Below are 14,430 nucleotides of genomic sequence, written 5' to 3' on the forward strand. Positions count from 1 at the left end.
CGGGATTGGCTGGCCGGTCCGCCCCCGAGCACGGGCTTTTGTGGCCCCGTCCGCCCCCCCCGGGTGGTGCTACGGTACAAACAACGGCCGAGGCTTCTCCGCCAGGGCGGCCAGGCGGCGTCAGCGCACCTCCACGAGCCGGTTCATCTCGAAGTGCATCGGGTCGGTGTAGCCCCAGTCGCCTCCCCAGGCGAAGCCCCACTTCTTGAAGATCTCCACGACGTCGCGGTCCATCTCCCCGACGGTGCCGCGCTGGTTGCCGGGCACGTTGAGGTCGAGCGCGATGCCGAAGGAGTGCAGGGACAGCTGCGTGGTGTTGGCGATGAAGCGCGGGTAGAAGCACCCGGCGTACTCGCCCGGGTGGATCTTGTCGGCGAGCCCCTCGGTCTGCACCTCCCGCAGCGCGGCCCGCAGCTGCGGGATCATCACCGTGTGGCAGGTGACGCTGCCCAGGATGGGCACCGGCTCGGTGCGGATGTGCGAGCTGACCCAGGCCGGGTCGGGCGCGATCCGGCCACCGCCGATGACCCGGTAGGAGAAGGTGCCGACGGCCTGCGCCACCGAGCCACCGGTCAGGAACGCGGTCTGCACGGCATCGGGGTCGAGGTCCGGCCCGAGGATCTGCACCGACAAGTCCTTGCCGACGATGTCCTGGATCCGGTCCTGCACGACCTGCGGGGAGTCGAAGCCGGTCGAGATCAGCAGCGCGTTGCCGAGCCGCATGCCGAGGGCCTCGCCCCACTTCTCGTTGACGACGGCGTCCACCCGGGGCACCTGGAAGGTGTAGGCGCCGATGTGCACCTGCTCGGCGTCCTCGTCGTTGCCGAGCTTCAGGTAGCCCTGGTCGTCCTGCAGCTTCTTGCCCAGTGCGGGGTCGATGGCCAGCTCACCGCCGGCCACGCGCTCCCACGCCTCCTGGAGGGTGGCGCTCTCCAGCCGGGTGAAGCGGCGGTACGACGCCGGGTCGACCGCCCCGACGGTGATGACGCGGTTCTCGATGCCGACCTGGGCGAGCGAGAGTCGCTCGGTGTCGGTCACGCCCTTGGCCTTGCGGATCCGCTCGGTCAGCTTGTCGGGGAGCGCCTGCTGGCTGTAGACGAGGATGTCGGGCGGCACCAGCGTCTTCGTCAGCCTGCCCGGCGGCGGCACGGAGTGGTCGGGATCGGCCACGGTCGGCTGCGCGGACCCCTCGGGCGACGGCTGTGCCGAGGAGTCGGAGCTCGAGTCGGACGGCACGGGACCGGAGGTGGATGCGGTCTCGGGCGGTGCGGCGGGGACGGGCTCGCCGCACGCCGCCAGCGCGAGCAGGGCCGCCACCAGCCCCGTCGCGACCCCCACAGCGCGCATCCGCATCACGTCATCCTCCCCACGGCCCTCCCGACGACAGGGTAGGCGCGATGACACGCGAACCCGACACGGTGCGATGACGGTGCGATGACGAATTCGGAGGGCACGCCGGCCCGCGATACCCTCGCGTGGCGAAATCCTCGGACGAGCGGCTGAGCCATCGGCGCCGTCGTGGGGCATCGGGGTGGCAGCTCGCGAAGCCCGCGCACGCCTCTCCAGCACGCAGCCGGCAGCACGCAGATGAAGGAGCCCGTATGACGCAGGTCGACGCCGCCCCCAGTGCCACGAGTCCCGCAGACCGGTCGGTCGCCGGCCAGGTGGTGACCATCACCGGGGGAACGGGGTCGTTCGGGTCGGTCATGGCGCGGCACCTGATCGAGGAGGGCGCCGCGCGGGTCAACATCTTCAGCCGCGACGAGGCCAAGCAGGACCTGATGCGGCGCGCGTTCAACGACGAGCGGATGCGCTTCTTCCTCGGCGACGTGCGGGACGCCGACAGCGTCCGCGCCGCGGTCACCGGCGCCGACTACGTGTTCCACGCCGCCGCGCTCAAGCAGGTGCCCTCGTGCGAGTTCTTCCCGCAGCAGGCCGTGAAGACCAACATCGTCGGCAGCCACAACGTCATCGAGACGGCGGCCGCGGCCGGGGTCCGCTCGGTGGTGTGCCTGAGCACCGACAAGGCCGTCTACCCGGTCAACGCGATGGGCATGTCCAAGGCGCTCATGGAGAAGACCGCGCAGGCCTACGCCCGCAACAACCCCGACTCCGACATGACCGTGTCGGTGACGCGCTACGGCAACGTGATGTACTCCCGCGGCTCGGTCATCCCGGCCTTCATCGGCCAGCTCCGCGCCGGCCAGCCGCTGACGCTCACCGAGCCCCGGATGACCCGGTTCCTGATGTCGCTGGGCGAATCCGTCGACCTGGTCAAGCACGCGTTCTTCCACGCCCAGCCCGGTGACCTCTTCGTCAAGAAGGCTCCCGCCTCGACGGTGGGGGTGCTCGCCCGCGCCGTCTCCGGCCTCTTCTCCGACGCCGAGCCGGACCTGCGCGTCATCGGCATGCGGCACGGCGAGAAGCTGCACGAGACGCTGCTCTCCCGCGAGGAGTTCGCGAAGGCCGAGGACCAGGGCGACTTCTTCCGGGTCCCCCTCGACACCCGCGGCCTCCAGTACGAGAAGTACTTCACCGAGGGCGAGGACGAGATCTCCCACGTCGAGGACTACGCCTCCGACAACACCCACCAGCTCGACGTCGCCAGCACCCAGGACCTGCTGCGCAAGATCCCCGAGGTCCAAGAGGAGCTGGCGCGCCGATGAAGGTGGTCCTCACCGGTGCCGAGGGCTTCCTCGGCTGGCACACCCGCTGCCTGCTGCACGCCACCACCGACCACACCGTGGTCGCGGTCGGGCGGGACACCTGGTCGCGACTGCCCGAGCTGGTCTCCGACGCCGACGCGGTCATCCACGTCGCCGGCATCAACCGGGCCGCCGACACCGACCTGGTCGACGGCAATGTCGCACTCGCGCACGACGTCGCGACCGCCGTGCGCGGTGCCCGCCGGCCGGTCGCCGTCGTCTTCGCCAACTCGATCCAGGTCGGCAACGGGTCGCCGTACGCCGTGGGGAAGGCAGGCGCCGCCGACGTGCTGCGTGCGAGCGCTGCCGAGACCGGCGGCGCCTTCACCGACGTGCTGCTGCCCAACCTGTTCGGCGAGCACGGCCGGCCCGGCTACAACTCCTTCGTAGCGTCGTTCGTCGACGCGGTGATCCGGGGCGAGGAGCCGTCGATCGCAGACCGGCCGATCGGGCTGCTGCACGCGCAGGATGCGGCCCGGGCGCTCGTCGCCGCGCTCGACACCCCAACACCCGAGCTGCGCCCCGACGCCACCGAGACGTCGGTGCTGCACGTGTGGGAGACGCTGCGGCGCTTCCACACGACGTACGCCGTCACGGGTGACGTCCCCGCGCTGGACGGTCCGCTCGTGGTCGACCTCTTCAACACCTACCGGGCGGCGCTCTTCCCGACGGGCTACCCGATCGTCCTGGAGCCACGCGTCGACAACCGTGGCCGGCTCGTCGAGACGGTGCGCAGCCACGGCAACGGTGGTCAGACGTTCGTGTCGACCACGGTGCCGGGGGTGACCCGTGGCGAGCACTACCACCTGAGGAAGATCGAGCGGTTCGTGGTGCTGAGCGGTCAGGCGACCATCTCGCTGCGCAGGATGTTCACCACCGAGGTGCTCGACTTCCCGGTGAACGGCTCGGCGCCGACGCTCATCGACATGCCGACGATGTGGGTGCACAACATCACCAACACCGGCCGCGACGAGCTCACCACGCTGTTCTGGACCCACACCCTCTTCGACCCCGACAACCCCGACACCTTCCCCGTGCCCGTGGCGGGCGCGAAAGAGCTGGAGACGCAGGCATGACCGCGACCGACCGCAAGACGAAGGTCATGACCATCGTTGGCACCCGGCCCGAGATCATCCGGCTCTCGGAGGTCATCAAGCGCCTCGACCGCACCGTCGACCACGTGCTGGTGCACACCGGCCAGAACTACGACTACACCCTCAACGAGATCTTCTTCAGCGAGCTCGGGCTCCGCGCGCCCGACCACTACCTGGGCGTCGACACCTCGAGCCTCGGCCAGGTCCTGGGCGGGGTGCTCATCAAGACCGAGGAGGTGCTGCTGGCCGAGCAGCCGGACGCGCTGCTCGTGCTGGGCGACACCAACAGCTGCATCGCTGCGGTCATCGCGAAGCGGATGCGGATCCCCGTCTACCACATGGAGGCAGGCAACCGCTGCTTCGACGAGAACGTGCCCGAGGAGACCAACCGCCGGCTGGTCGACCACGTCGCCGACTTCAACCTCGTCTACACCGAGCACGCCCGTCGCAACCTCCTCGCTGAGGGCCTGCACCCGCGCCGCATCCTCAAGACCGGCTCGCCGATGAAGGAGGTGCTTACCGCGCACGCCGACCAGATCGCCGAGTCCGACGCGCTCTCCCGCCTCTCGCTCTCCGAGGGTGACTACGTCCTGGTCAGCGCCCACCGCGAGGAGAACGTCGACGACCCGGCCCGCCTCGGCCAGCTGCTCGACTGCCTCGAGGCCGTGCACGCGGCGTACGGCAGGCAGATCCTGGTCTCCACCCACCCCCGCACCCGCAAGCGGCTGGACGCCCTCGGCCGCACGGTGGAGGGCATCACGTTCCACGAGCCGCTGGGCTTCCTCGACTACAACCACCTGCAGTCGAAGTCGTTCTGCGTGCTATCGGACTCCGGCACCATCTCGGAGGAGTCGTCTCTGCTCGGCTTCCCGGCCGTGACGCTGCGGGACTCGATCGAGCGCCCCGAGGCCCTCGACACCGGCGCCATCGTGATGACCGGACTCGACCCCCGCAACGTCGTGGAGGCCGTGGGCGTGGTGACCACGACCGACCGGGGCGACTGGCTGGTGCCCGACGACTACGCGATCGGCAACTGCTCGGAGCGCGCGGTCAACTTCATCGTGTCGACGGTGGGTCGCCATCACCAGTGGGCGGGGATCCGCACCCGCTGACGCGTCACCAGAACCGGGAGCGCGGGTGCGCGTGCCTGCCCTGCGATCTGAGGTAGGGGCGGCCCACTTCGAGGAGCGCGACCAGGACGAACCACCCCAGCGGCGTGCTCGTCAGCGGCTCGGTCAGGCCGAAGATCAGCAGGCCGGTCATGCTGAGCAGGATCACCCGTGACGCGACCAGGCCTTCTCGGGTGTTGACCTCGTTCATCCGGATGCCGATCGCCGGCCACAGGGCCGCGAGGTGCATGGCCACCAGGAACAGCACGCCCAGGATGCCCAGCTGGGGCAGCACGTCGATGAACGAGTTGTGGCCGTGAGACAGCAGGATGCCGGCGCCGGCGTAGATCTTCTGGGCGAGCGTGTTGTCGGGAGCCGGCAGCCACGGGTGCTGCCACACAGCGCCGAAGCCGTAGCCGAACCACAGCTCGGGCTCGCTCTGCTGGATGGTCGCCTCCCACAGCGGCACCCGGCCCGACAGCGTGGTCGAGTCTCGGCCCAGGAAGCCTCCGAGCAGGCTCGGGACGGCCAGGAACAGGAGCGTCAGCACGGCCAGCACCCCGGAGATCACCACCGTGGTCCGGCGGCGGGTACGACGGCTCCGCCGCTCCATGAAGCCGAGCATCGTGGCCCCGGCCAGGATGAACCCGCTCGCCAGGAAGCCGGACACGGACTGGGCGAGGAACACCCCGACGAGCAGCGTCGCGACCGAGAGGAACCACACGACCCGCGCCCACCACCGCGTGGGGAAGTAGGCCGCGGCGAAGCCGATGGCGATCACCATGCAGTAGCTGAGGATGTTGCGGTTGCCGCCCACGCCCGCCAGGTAGCCGTCGAGCCCGGCAGGCGCCATCGCCCCCACCAGGCCCGTCTCCACGGCGTACCACGACGACAGCAGGATCACGATGCCGCCCAGCGTGCAGCCCTGGGCCAGCACCTTCGGAGTCGTGTTGGCAGCCACCATCAGGGCGATGATCGCGATGCTGCCGTAGAGCCACAGGGTCTTCCACGTGTAGTCGGGCTGGATCGACCAGAACGCCGAGTCCGCGGCGTACGCGATAAAAACGAGCAGGGTCCACGGCACGGGGGGCAGCCGCAGCTTGGGCAACTGCACCACGAGCATGATCACCGCGAGGCTCGTCGCCTTCTGGAGCGACGCCTCGAACGGGTAGATGTAGACCAGCGGGTTGGAGAAGAGGTAGAACTCCGTGGCGATGAAGAGGATCCACAAGACGCCCCGGACGGAGTTCTCTCGGGCCGGCTCTCGCGATGCGTGGTAGGTCTTCACCCGCAGCCGGGCCTCCGCCAGGCGGTCGACCATCCCGCGGGCCGGAGCCGGGGCGGGTGCCGCCGCGACGGACGTGTTCACGCGTAGGCTCCCCGGTTCAACGTGAGCCGCACGGTCGCGACTGTGGTCGCTGGATTCTAGGCCAGCCCTGCTGGCAGACCCCGCACCCCACGACGTCAGGACGCGCGGGCCACCGGCGCGCCGGCCGCTGGCTATCATTCGCGACGACCAGCAGCCCGACCGAGCAGGAGGCGCGGTGACCGGCCAGGACGCCTCAGGCGTGACGATCCTGCTCTCCGACGACGCCGACCCGGCGTACGCCGCGGCGTGGGCAGGTCTCGGAACCGTGCGCGACGTCGCGGTGCTCGACTCGCTGCCGGCCGACGAGCTCGTGCTGCGCCCACTGCCCGGCGCGCTGCCCGGTCCGCAGGTGCTGGCCCGGCTGTCGAGGGCTCGGGCCGACGACCGGCCCGTTGCCGCACGCACCGTGCCGATCGAGCCGGGCGAGCCCGCGTGCCTGCTCGGCACCGCGGCCCAGCTCCGCGACGGGGCCGAGCCCCTGCTCGCGCCGACGGCCGTCGTGCACACGGATGTGCGCGTGGCCGCTGCCGGTGACCGGGCCGAGCCGCGGCGCGGCCCGGCACCCGGCGCGCCGGTCGACGACGGGTGCTTCCTCAGTGTCGTGATGCGCACCCAGGGCACCCGGCCCCAGTGCCTGGAGGAGGCGCTGCTGTCACTGGCCGGCCAGACGGTGCGGTCCTTCGAGGTCGTGCTGACCGGGCACCGTCTCACCCCCGCCGCGCGAGCCGTCGTCGAGGAGGTCGTCGCCTCCCAGCCGGAGTGGCTGCGCGATCGGATCCGCCTCGTCCCGGTCGAACACGGCGGGCGCAGCACCCCGCTGAACGCCGGCTTCGAGGAGGCCCGCGGGGAGTACGTCGCCGTCCTCGACGACGACGACGTGGTGCTCGCGCACTGGGTGGAGACGTTCCGAGAGCTGGCCTCGCGCGGACCGGGCACCACCCTGCGGGCCGCGCCGATGCAGCTGCAGGTCCGGGCCGCTGACGCCGACGGCCGGATGTGGCCCGAGCCGGTGGCTCCCCTCTTGCTGCCGTGGCCGCTGCGGTTCGAGCTGGTCGACCACCTGGTCGCCAACCAGACACCGTGCCTGGCCGTGGCGTTCCCGACGGCGGCCGTCGCGGAGCACGGCCTGCGCTTCGACGAGGAGCTGGACACCACCGAGGACTGGGACTTCCTCGTGCGGGCCGCCGCGGTCACCGGCGTCACCGACTCCCCCGAGATCACCTCGGTCTACCGCTGGTGGGTGGATACCGGGTCGTCGCGCCACGAGCACGCCTCGAGCGACTGGGACGCCAACCGCGACCGGGTGGTCGCCGGGTTCGACGCGCTGGAGCTGCGGCTCCCGCCGGGCGGCGTACGACGCCTGCAGGAGCAGGCCCGTGAGCGTGAGCGGGCAGCCTCCGCGCTGGCGGCCGAGCACGACGAGCAGGTGGCCGGGCTGACTCAGCAGGTGACCGCGCTGAGGGAGCAGGTGGCCCGGCTGAGCAACCGGGTGCGGAAGCTGAGGCGGCGGGTGCGGAAGCTCAGGGTCGAGCCCAGCGAGCCACCGACCGCGGGCCGCCGGCGGGGGCCGTCGCTGCGGCGTCGCTCCGACTGAGCCCTTTCCGCCGCTCGGCGTGGCAGTCTGGTCGCATGCCCGGAGCCATGTCGACGTCGCGTCTGGTGGTCGGCCCAGTGATCGGTCTGGTGCTCGCGGTGCTGGCCAGCGTCGCGTGCCAGGCCACCGGTGGTGACGAGCCCGTCGCGCAGGCGGCCCCGGTCTCGCCGGTCGACACCGGGCCCGTGCGCGCACAGGTCCCCGCGACCGAGGCCGGCGGCCCCGGCTGCAAGGCCCGGCGGAAGATCGAGGTGTGCTTCTCCTCCCCGGGCACCCACGGCGGCACCCATCCCGTGGTGATCAACCGGATGCGGCGACTGTTCAAGAAGGCGAGGGCGGGTGACTCGCTGCGGGTCGCGATGTTCCGCTGGGACATCCCCGGTGCCGCCGACGACCTGGTGGCCGCGCAGGCCCGCGGGGTGCACGTCGAGCTGGTCGCCGACGGGGACGTCCTCGCCAACCCGGTCGGGGCGAGCCTCGTCCAGCGCATCGAGGCCGGCGACCCGGCGCCAGGGAACGCGGTCGTGTGCGACGGCGCCTGCCTGCCGTGGACCGGCGCGGGTCCCGCACCGGCGGGGCAGGACATCAACCACCTCAAGCTGATCGTGGCCGACGTCCGCGGCGAGCGCTCGGTCGTGACGAGCTCGAGCAACCTGGCCGGCCTGCAGTACCAGCAGTACAACTCGCTGCTGCGGATCGTCAGCCCGAGGTACTACAAGTTCGCCGACGCCTGGTTCGACGCGCTCGAGGCGCAGAGGTGGGGCGCCACCAGGACGACGCTGGCCTCTCCTCCGGCGATGCTCTACCCGCGCCGGGGCGACATCCTGGCCGACACGCTGCGCCGGGTGCGCTGCACTCCGAAGCTCGACCGGGTCGACGTGCACCTCGCGGTGATCCAGCGCGCCGACATCCGCGCCCGCCTGGTGCAGCTGCACGAGAGCGGGTGCCGGGTGCGCGTCGTCGTCGACCGGCCGCCCGTCGAGAAGTGGCTCGAGCAGCCGGTGCACGGCGGCCGGCTGCCCAAGGCGCTGGTGCGGCAGGTCAGCACGCACGACAAGGAGGTCGTCATCCACGCGCTCGTCGGCGGCCGGCCACAGCACGTCGTGGTGACGGGCACGAGCAACGCGACGTGCGGCGGCCTCCACTACAACGACGAGATCATGCTGCGGCTGAAGGGCAAGTGGATCCACGACCGCTACCTGCGGCACTTCGAGGACGCCTTCAAGCACGGCCGGAACAGTGCGCGCGGAGTGCCCACGCCGGACTACGACGCCTGCAGGTGACTCTCACCGGCCGGGTTGCGGATGGTCAGCCAGCTGAGGACCCCGCCGACGGCCAGCAGCACGGCGCACACGATCGTGGCCCGGTGGTACGCCGAGTCGAAGGCCGACGCGACGGCGTACTCGTCCCCGGAGAGCCCCACCGCCACCGGCAGGGCGGCGACAGCGAGGAGTGAGCCGGCGCGGGCGACGGCGTTGTTCACCCCGCTGGCGATGCCGGCGTGCTCGTCGGGTGCCGCGGCGAGGACGGTGCCGGTCAGCGGGGCGACCATCAGCGCGAGGCCGAGGCCGAACACCGTGATGCCCGGGAAGACGTCGCGCCAGTAGTGCGTGTCGCTGTCGACGGCGAGCAGGAGCAGCGTGCCGACGGCCATCACCAGTGGTCCGACGGTCATCGGGAGGCGCGGTCCGATGCGGGTGCCGAGCGCGCCGGCACGGGACGCGAGGAACAGCATGCAGACGGTGATGGGCAGGGTGGCGACGCCGGCCCTGAGGGCGCCGTACCCGCTGACCGTCTGGAGCTGGATGACCAGGAAGAAGAGCACGGCACCGAGAGCCGCGTAGACGGCGAACGTCATCGCGTTGGCGGCGCTGAACGTGCGGTTCGCGAAGAGGCCGAGAGGCATCATCGGCTCCTTGCCGCGCGCCTCGACCACGAGGAACCCGGCCCCGCAGAGCAGGCCGAAGAGCCCGGCGTACGGCGAGGACGGCTCGCCCCACTCGATGAGCGACCACGTCACGCCACCCAGCGCGACGCAGGCCAGCGCCGCCCCGGGCACGTCGAAGCGGCCGCTGACGTGCGGGTCCCTGCTCTCGGGCACGCAGCGCCGGGCGATGAGGACGGTGATGACCGCGAGCGGCAGGTTGATGAGGAAGATCCAGCGCCACGAGACGTACTGCACGAGCGCGCCGCCCAGGAACGGACCGACGGCGGCCGCGATGCCGCCGAGCCCTGACCAGGCGCCGATGGCCCGGCCCCGGTCGGCCGGCACGAAGACCGACTGGATGATCGCCAGGCTGCCCGGCGTGAGCAGGGCGGCACCCACCCCTTGGAGCAGCCGCGCGAGGATCAGCACCAGAGGAGTCGGCGCGAGACCGCACAGCAGGGACGCGAGGGCGAACCACATCGTGCCGATGACGAAGACCCGGCGCCGGCCGAACCGGTCGCCCAGTGCCCCGCCCAGCAGGATGAGCGACGCCATCGAGAGCAGGTACCCGTTGGTGATCCACTGCACCTGGGCCAGCGAGGCGTCGAGGTCCTCGCCGATCGTCTTGAGGGCCACGTTGACGACGGTGCCGTCGAGCATCGTGAGGCCGGAGCCCAGCGTGGCGGCGGCGACCACCATCCGGCCCGTGGAGGAGTCGAGGGAGATCAGTCCGGGTTCGCTCACCCGCCCACGGTAGGCCAGCGCATGACGCGGTGCGGGGCCGCTGTCTAGGATCCCGGGATGGTGGACCTCGGGAGCATGCGCAGGCACGAGCTGCGCCTGTCGGAGTACGTCGACCGGCTGGGCGCCGACCACCCGCCCATCGACCTCGCGTCGGTGGACTTCACGGTCCGCGACCCCCAGGCGTTGGAGCGGCGGTTCGGCCACGTCCTGGACTACATGGCCCGCGTCGAGCTCGAGGTCGACCGCAACGTCCTGGAGCTCACGGCGATGCTGCCCGACCCGCCCGAGGTGGACCGGCACTTCTACGCCGACGTGTGGCAGCCGCAGGAGATCCGGCACGGCCAGATCCTCGACGAGCTGCAGGTGCGGCTAGGCCGCGAGCACGCGGTCACCGACCTGACGAGCGTGTCGGCCAAGCTCCGCATCCTCGGCCTGCTGGCGCACCTGGAGCCCATGAAGGACGTCGTACGCATGCTCTACTACCTCACCGGGATGTCGACCGAGCGCTCGGCGGTGCTGGCCTACAACCTGCTGCGCGACGGGCTCACCGAGCTGGGCGAGCACGCCATCGCCCAGACGGTGGTGGGCCAGATCAAGCGCCAGGAGCCGGGTCACCACGCGTTCTACACGATGTCGGCGCGTGGCCTGGCCGCACAGCTCTCGCGGTGGCAGCTGTGGCTGGTCCGGCGGATGCGGGCGCTCTCCTACGCGCCCGTGGGCGCCAACAACCCCGAGCAGCGCGCCGACTTCGGCGACGTGATGCACGCCCTGGAGATCGACGACGACCTGGTCGGGTTCACCAGCCAGATCGCCAAGGTCGAGGCCGAGCTGCTCGATGCCGCCGGCGCCGGGCTCGACGTGCCGGCGTACGTCATGAAGGCCTTCCGGGAGGCCGTGGAGCTGTCGCGGGTGCGGGCGAGTGGTGGGTCTCGGGAGTCACCGGATATCCGGTGACTCCCGGGGTTCGAGGCGTTTGCATCGCCCACGAACCCCACGACTCGCCCACAAACCCCTGCGTACGACGCCCCGACGCTGGCTGTCGTTGGGGTCACCGGATATCCGGTGACTCCCGGGGTTCGAGCCCTTTGCATCGCCCACGAACCCCACGACTCGCCCACAAACCCCTGCATGCGACGACGAGAGCGGCCACACGCGGCGAGAGAGCCACGCCGCTGCGCGGCCGTACGTGAAGCTGCCTCAGGACGTGGTCGGCCGTGGGTCAGGCGTTCTCCTTGCGGAAGGTGGACGTGCCCCACCAGACGGCGAGCGCGAACAGGACCACTGCCCACCCGGTGCCCCACATCACCTCGGAGCTCGCCAGGTCGCCCGCGAAGGAGTCGCGCACCGCGTCGACGATCCAGCGGAACGGCATGAAGTCGCTGACCCGCTTGAGCCACTCGGGCCCCAGCGTCATCGGCAGCAGAATGCCGCTGAGCAGCAGCACCGGCATCATCACCATGTTGATGAGCGGGGCCATCACGTCCTCGGACTTGGTGGTCAGGGCGAGCGCGTTGGACGCGGCCGCGCACGCCCCGCCGACGAGCAGGGTGAGCACCACTCCGAAGACGATGCCTCCGGCCCCTCCGCGCATGCCCATCAGCAGACCGAGCCCGATCAGGATGATGGCCTGGACGAGCAGCTGGAGGAGGTCCCGCATCAGGCGGCCGACGAGCAGCGCGGTGCGCGAGGCCGGCGTCACCCGCTCGGCCTCGACCACGCCCTCACGCCACTCGGCGATGAGTCCGAAGCCGGCGAAGAACGCGCCGAACATGCCCAGCTGCACGAGCAGTCCGGGCACCAGGAAGGTGAACTCGTTGTCCGCCGCCCCCGGGAACGTCGACACGATCGGCTTGAGCAGCGGACCGAACAGCAGCAGGTAGAGGACCGGCTGCAGCGCCCCGATGACCACCCACGCAGGGTTGCGCAGGTTCATCCGGATCTGGCGCCTGAAGACGATGAAGCTCTCGCGCATGAACCGGTTCATCGGTCTGCTCCTTCCAGGGCGGTGGTGGACTCGTCGGCGTCGGTCGCGGCCTGGTCGGCCTCCGCCTCGGCGTCGCGCAGCGAGCGGCCGGTGAGGGTGAGGAAGACGTCGTCGAGCGTCGGCCGCATGATCTCGATCGACTCCAGCTGGACGCCGGCGCCCTCGAGCTCGCGGAGCAGCCCGGGTACGGCGCGGCCGGCGCGAGCCACCCGGCCCCGCACGTGCTGGCCCTCGACCGAGACCGAGTCGGAGATGGAGCCGAGTCGGTCGGCCGCGGTCGCGACCTGGTCGGGTCGCACCTCGAGGATCACCAGGTCCCCCGCGACCTGCGACTTGAGGTTGTCACTCGTGTCGGAGGCGACGATGCGGCCCTGGTCGATGATCACGATCCGGTCGGACAGCGCGTCGGCCTCGTCGAGGTAGTGGGTGGTGAGGAAGACGGTCGCTCCGCGGTCGGTGCGCAGCTTGGCGATGTGCTCCCAGAGGTTGGCCCGCGCCTGGGGGTCCAGGCCGGTGGTCGGCTCGTCGAGGAACACCAGCGTGGGGTCGTGGATCAGCCCCATGCAGATGTCGAGGCGGCGCTTCTGGCCTCCGGACATGTTCTTGGGCATCCGCTCCCACAGCCCGTCGAGCTGGAACTGGCTGAACAGCTCGCGTCCCCTCGCCTCGACGTGCTGCCTGGAGAGGCCGTAGAGCATGCCGTGGTCCATGACCTCCTCGCCCGCTCGAGCGCTGGAGAACACCCCGCCCGCCTGGGAGACGTAGCCGATGCTGTTGCGGACCTGCTGGCTCTGCGTCACCACGTCGTAGCCCGCGACCGTGGCGGTGCCCGCCGTCGGCCTGAGCAGCGTGGTGAGCATCCGCAGCGTCGTGGTCTTGCCGGCGCCGTTAGGGCCGAGGAACCCGACCACCTCGCCCTCGGCGACGTCGAGGTCGACGCCCTCGACGGCGTGCACCTCCTTCTTCTTCTTGCCCTGCCCCGTGTGGAACGTCTGCACGAGTCCCCGTGCGGTGATCATCGTCTCTCCCTCATGCCTTCGTCGGTCCGGCCGTGCGGACCCGAGCCGCTATGTTCAACGTTGAACATACGGTTTGTCAACAGGGTTCCCGACGACCTCAGACCCGCATCCCGGCGCGCCAAGCGTCCCAGTCGCCACCGACACCCGCGTGCTCGTCGCTGCGGTTCCACAGGGTCAGGTAGAGCTCCACCGAGCCACCCGCGAGCACGACGTCGTACGCCGGCAGTCCCTCCGACGGGTCCAGCCGCGTGGTCGTCGGCGGCTGCTCGGAGACCTCGACCAGCCAGCCCGGGCCGCGGCTGCCGTCATCGTCGTCGGCCCGAACGACGAGCCGCGTCGCCTCCTCCGCGCGCAGGCGCGACCTCGGCTGGGGCAGGAAGCCGGTCAGCAGCTCGTCGATGCCGTCACGTGCCACCGCCGCGTCGATCCAGGTCTCGGCCGCCGTGGGGAAGCGGCCCAGCGCGGCCGACAGCGCGTCGACGGCGTGGATCGTCGTCTCGTGGCACTGCCGCCGGGCCCAGAACTCGCGCGGGCGACCGGGGTCGGCGCCGGCCAGGAACACCAGCGGCCGGGCTCCCGCCGGCGTCTCGTCACTCACCGCCCGAGCGAACTCCACCGTCCCGTCGCGCAGCCACTGCAGCGGGTCCGGGGCGGACCGGCCGGCCCGCCGCCCGGCCTCGCGGTCGTGCTCGTCCGCGCGCCCGCGCAGGTGCGCGACCGCCCACCGGTGGACGTCGCCCTGGTGAGCGACCAGGTCCCGGACCGACCAGCCCGGGCACGTCGGCACCGGCGCGTCGAGGCCCGCCCGGTCGGCGTACCTCGCGAAGGCCATCGCCGCGGTGCGCAGTCCCTCGAGGTGCTCGGCGGTCTGCATGGGAGCAGCCT

The 14,430-nt window shown here is 71.2% G+C and carries 12 protein-coding genes; 6 read left to right on the forward strand and 6 right to left on the reverse strand.

What is annotated here, in order from left to right:
• Positions 1 to 120 precede the first annotated feature (120 nt).
• Positions 121 to 1,353, reverse strand: coding sequence for a M15 family metallopeptidase (locus ACP7BP_RS05575; protein ID WP_426243270.1), 1,233 nt, complete (start codon positions 1,351 to 1,353; stop codon positions 121 to 123).
• 248 nt (positions 1,354 to 1,601) lie between these two features.
• Between ACP7BP_RS05575 and ACP7BP_RS05580 the strand changes: the two genes are divergently transcribed.
• From ACP7BP_RS05580 to wecB, 3 genes are read left to right on the forward strand one after another with little or no spacing between them, the layout of a single operon-like run.
• Complete coding sequence (locus tag ACP7BP_RS05580; RefSeq protein ID WP_426243272.1) at positions 1,602 to 2,666, forward strand: SDR family NAD(P)-dependent oxidoreductase; 1,065 nt, start codon at positions 1,602 to 1,604, stop codon at positions 2,664 to 2,666.
• Complete coding sequence (locus tag ACP7BP_RS05585) at positions 2,663 to 3,781, forward strand: NAD-dependent epimerase/dehydratase family protein (RefSeq protein ID WP_426243274.1); 1,119 nt, start codon at positions 2,663 to 2,665, stop codon at positions 3,779 to 3,781. Before ACP7BP_RS05580 ends, ACP7BP_RS05585 begins: the two co-directional genes overlap by 4 nt.
• Positions 3,778 to 4,911 (forward strand): non-hydrolyzing UDP-N-acetylglucosamine 2-epimerase, encoded by a 1,134-nt coding sequence (wecB, locus tag ACP7BP_RS05590; RefSeq protein ID WP_426243276.1) that lies wholly within the window; start codon positions 3,778 to 3,780, stop codon positions 4,909 to 4,911. Before ACP7BP_RS05585 ends, wecB begins: the two co-directional genes overlap by 4 nt.
• 4 nt (positions 4,912 to 4,915) lie before the next feature.
• On the opposite strand, the gene ACP7BP_RS05595 is transcribed toward wecB, so the two are convergent.
• Positions 4,916 to 6,277: an O-antigen ligase family protein gene (locus ACP7BP_RS05595; RefSeq protein WP_426243278.1), complete on the reverse strand. Its 1,362-nt coding sequence runs from the start codon at positions 6,275 to 6,277 to the stop codon at positions 4,916 to 4,918.
• A gap of 175 nt (positions 6,278 to 6,452) precedes the next feature.
• Here ACP7BP_RS05595 and ACP7BP_RS05600 point away from each other — a divergent pair, with 175 nt between their 5' ends.
• Positions 6,453 to 7,871, forward strand: coding sequence for a glycosyltransferase (locus tag ACP7BP_RS05600; protein WP_426243280.1), 1,419 nt, complete (start codon positions 6,453 to 6,455; stop codon positions 7,869 to 7,871).
• Between the two features lie 35 nt (positions 7,872 to 7,906).
• The gene (locus ACP7BP_RS05605; RefSeq protein WP_426243282.1) at positions 7,907 to 9,154 is read left to right on the forward strand and encodes a phospholipase D-like domain-containing protein; all 1,248 of its coding nucleotides are present in this window, start codon (positions 7,907 to 7,909) and stop codon (positions 9,152 to 9,154) included.
• Here the strand turns inward: ACP7BP_RS05605 and ACP7BP_RS05610 are convergent.
• On the reverse strand, positions 9,136 to 10,542 hold the full coding sequence (locus ACP7BP_RS05610) for an MFS transporter (protein WP_426243284.1): 1,407 nt from the start codon (positions 10,540 to 10,542) through the stop codon (positions 9,136 to 9,138). The two genes, ACP7BP_RS05605 and ACP7BP_RS05610, sit on opposite strands and share 19 nt — an antisense overlap.
• Before the next feature lie 57 nt (positions 10,543 to 10,599).
• Between ACP7BP_RS05610 and ACP7BP_RS05615 the strand changes: the two genes are divergently transcribed.
• Entirely contained in the window at positions 10,600 to 11,496 is an 897-nt protein-coding gene (locus ACP7BP_RS05615; RefSeq protein WP_426243286.1) for a GTP-binding protein LepA, read from the forward strand.
• Between the two features lie 265 nt (positions 11,497 to 11,761).
• Here the strand turns inward: ACP7BP_RS05615 and ACP7BP_RS05620 are convergent, their stop codons facing one another.
• The 3 genes from ACP7BP_RS05620 to ACP7BP_RS05630 all read right to left on the reverse strand — a co-directional run bounded on the left by ACP7BP_RS05620 (position 11,762) and on the right by ACP7BP_RS05630 (position 14,419).
• Entirely contained in the window at positions 11,762 to 12,526 is a 765-nt protein-coding gene (locus ACP7BP_RS05620) for an ABC transporter permease (protein WP_426243288.1), read from the reverse strand.
• Positions 12,523 to 13,545 (reverse strand): ATP-binding cassette domain-containing protein, encoded by a 1,023-nt coding sequence (locus ACP7BP_RS05625; protein ID WP_426243290.1) that lies wholly within the window; start codon positions 13,543 to 13,545, stop codon positions 12,523 to 12,525. Before ACP7BP_RS05625 ends, ACP7BP_RS05620 begins: the two co-directional genes overlap by 4 nt.
• Positions 13,546 to 13,642: 97 nt before the next feature.
• Positions 13,643 to 14,419 carry a maleylpyruvate isomerase family mycothiol-dependent enzyme gene (locus ACP7BP_RS05630; RefSeq protein WP_426243292.1) on the reverse strand — a complete coding sequence of 259 codons (777 nt, stop codon included), beginning with the start codon at positions 14,417 to 14,419 and terminating at the stop codon, positions 13,643 to 13,645.
• Positions 14,420 to 14,430 lie beyond the last annotated feature (11 nt).

Source organism: Nocardioides sp. LHG3406-4 (assembly GCF_049897745.1).
GTDB lineage: Bacteria > Actinomycetota > Actinomycetes > Propionibacteriales > Nocardioidaceae > Nocardioides.